The following is a 2,347-nucleotide window of genomic DNA, read 5'->3' as shown; positions in this document are numbered from 1 at the left end:
CCTTAGGCCAGGCCCAGCTTCCTCTTGAGCTCGGCATTTTCCTTGCGCAGACGGTCGGCAAGCAGGCTCTTGAGGCGCTTGTTTTCTTCTTCGAGCGCGACAAGATCACGGAGATCGCCGCTGTCTGAAGAAGGTGCGGCAGCCCTCTTCCAATAATAGTAGGTCTGCTCGGATATGCCGGCCTGGCCAACCGCAATCTTGCTGGTCGCGCCGCCAGCGATCGATTTCTCGATCTGGGCAAGCTTCTGGGCGCGTTCATTCTCGGAATATGTCTTGCGAGCGGTCTTCGCTGCCACGGGAGCTTCCGCCGCCTGGGGTGTAGGTTTCGCTCCGTTCTTGCGGACCGGCTTTACGAGCTCTGCCTTCGTTTTCTTTGCTCGCCGAACTTTCTTCATGGATTCAGGCACTTCCACTTTGGCTGGGGCTACTGTCGTCTGAACAGTCTGAGCGTCCTGAAATTCGGCCATGATATGCTCCGCTTGTAGTTTGTCCCCTTCTTCAGCATCAAGGGGTCTTATACTGAAGTCAATGACCTGGGAATTTGGGAGCGGAGCAGCATGAGCCGGTTGTGTCATCTCCGTGGCAATTTTGGACAGGTCGAGATCGCCCCAGATCGAATGGCTAGGCTTCTGCTTACCGCGCCTCTGTTTCATTTCCACGACGAATGGCCGGATCTGGCGCTTCATAGTCTGTTCCTTGATGTGAGCATGACTTGCAAGCCAAGTCGCTGTTCGTGTTAGCCAGTATCCGACGTATCTTATCGCTCTCGCCGTGCTTTATCGGAGAAGCCCCGCAACGAGCAAGCGGTGTGTCATCGGCCTAGGGCAACCGGCTCAATCAACGGGGGCAAACATGCCAACCGAGAGAGAGCTGCCTCATACACGCCATGGCTCAGGCGTTTAGCCGGCGGAGTGCGATGACTGTGCACAATCCGGCTAGAGCGATTGCAATCCCTATTTTCTTGGGAACTAATCTTCTCATGGCGGCGGATGAGCTGGACGCGCTTGTTTTCGGGATGGCGGTCGACAGCGTTCGTGCGCTTTCTGTTCCTTTCGCGGAAAAAGTCGCGGAAATCGCCCACAGAAGCCAGGGCGTGCTGCTTTTCAATTTGCGCATCGATGGCGACATGGAAATTCAGCGCGTCGCCGCCATCCGGTATCCAAGCCATCAGACAGGGGTTCTGGTGCTGGATAAGCAGGGCTTGCTGACCAGCCATTGCATGGTCAATGGCACTTTCTCCTGCTTTATCGCGCCGTTGGAGGATTGGAACACGCTGCCGCTCGCAACGCAGGCCAGGACGACTATCGCCGGCCCGGCCAGCCTGTTCATCGGCGCTTTACGCAATTCCGGGTACTTCCCGCGTGGCAGGCACTGAAGTTTTGCTGAAGGCCGGATGCTTGTATCCTCGTTGCAGTTGGCCATAGGGTTTCGCATGTCTCAACAGCTTGAGGATGGGCCGTACGCGGGTGCATCCATTGAGCGAAAGTCGGTCACCGTGATGGAGACGCTTTGCCGCCGAAGCGCGGTTCTTATAGATGCCCATCGTCGTCTTCCTTCGTCAGCTCCGACGCAATCGCACTTTGGACAGGTACTCGGCGATCTCGAGATCCGACAGATCATCGAGCAGCCTGAAGGCAGCATCATGCCTTCCGGCGTTAACGAGAATCGTGCGTTTACCGCGATGTTCGGCCCACCCGGTCTCGGGGTCTGCATTGCGGGCGGTCCCCCTGAGCTCGACAGGGGTTATGTTCCAGATCGCCTCAAGCTTTTCCGCGCGGGTCATGCTGTCGCTCGCGCCGGTCTCGTGGGCTATGATGGCGGCGCGCATCTTGTCTGGCGACTGGCGATCGGTGAGATCGCAGAACCCGTGAAACCAGCGCTCGCGGCCCCGGATCCGGATCGCGAAGAATACGCTGGTCACGTTGCCGGCCTTATACTCCGACATTCCGAACATGCCGGTGCGCATGAAGAGCGGCGGCAACAAATCTAGCATGAAGTGGTATTCGGACGCGGTGATCTCAAACCACTCGCCTGAATAGGGAGTGCCGGAATTGGGATCGATGCCGGGAGTGTCTTTGTGACGGCTGAACAGTTGGAACATCTGCTCGCGGGTGGCGACGCCGTCGAGCACCTTCCTGAAGGGTGGATGTGCGGTCATGAGGTTCTCCTGAAGGCAAGTCGGCCACGCGCGGCATCGCCGCGCCATGGCAACTGCTTGCTGTGTTGTGGCTGGCGACGGGCCGAGCCTGCAGCCGGCACGTGCACTGGCGATGATGGGGTTTGCAGGAGTTTAGGCGGCGCGTCGCCAGCCACAACACAGCAAGCAGTTGCCATGGCGCGGCGATGC

At 58.4% G+C, this 2,347-nt stretch carries 3 protein-coding genes; 1 reads left to right on the top strand and 2 read right to left on the bottom strand.

The window, feature by feature from the left end:
- Positions 1–2 precede the first annotated feature (2 nt).
- Positions 3–686, bottom strand: a complete 684-nt coding sequence (locus EN993_RS34790; RefSeq protein ID WP_245469058.1) for a transposase — start codon at positions 684–686, stop codon at positions 3–5.
- A 293-nt stretch (positions 687–979) separates the two neighbouring features.
- Here EN993_RS34790 and EN993_RS34785 point away from each other — a divergent pair, with 293 nt between their 5' ends.
- Positions 980–1,375, top strand: coding sequence for a hypothetical protein (locus tag EN993_RS34785; RefSeq protein WP_164758021.1), 396 nt, complete (start codon positions 980–982; stop codon positions 1,373–1,375).
- A gap of 183 nt (positions 1,376–1,558) precedes the next feature.
- Here the strand turns inward: EN993_RS34785 and EN993_RS34780 are convergent, their stop codons facing one another.
- Positions 1,559–2,158, bottom strand: a complete 600-nt coding sequence (locus EN993_RS34780) for a DUF1419 domain-containing protein (RefSeq protein WP_127266138.1) — start codon at positions 2,156–2,158, stop codon at positions 1,559–1,561.
- Positions 2,159–2,347 lie beyond the last annotated feature (189 nt).

The organism is Mesorhizobium sp. M7D.F.Ca.US.004.01.2.1 (assembly GCF_003997785.1).
GTDB lineage: Bacteria > Pseudomonadota > Alphaproteobacteria > Rhizobiales > Rhizobiaceae > Mesorhizobium > Mesorhizobium loti.
This window is presented reverse-complemented; position numbering and strand designations above follow the sequence as displayed.

Excerpts from the sequence above, each read along its gene's own strand:
- EN993_RS34790 (WP_245469058.1), bottom strand. The coding sequence starts at position 686 with ATGAAGCGCCAGATCCGGCCATTCGTCGTGGAAATGAAACAGAGGCGC.
- EN993_RS34785 (WP_164758021.1), top strand. The coding sequence starts at position 980 with ATGGCGGCGGATGAGCTGGACGCGCTTGTTTTCGGGATGGCGGTCGAC.
- EN993_RS34780 (WP_127266138.1), bottom strand. The coding sequence starts at position 2,158 with ATGACCGCACATCCACCCTTCAGGAAGGTGCTCGACGGCGTCGCCACC.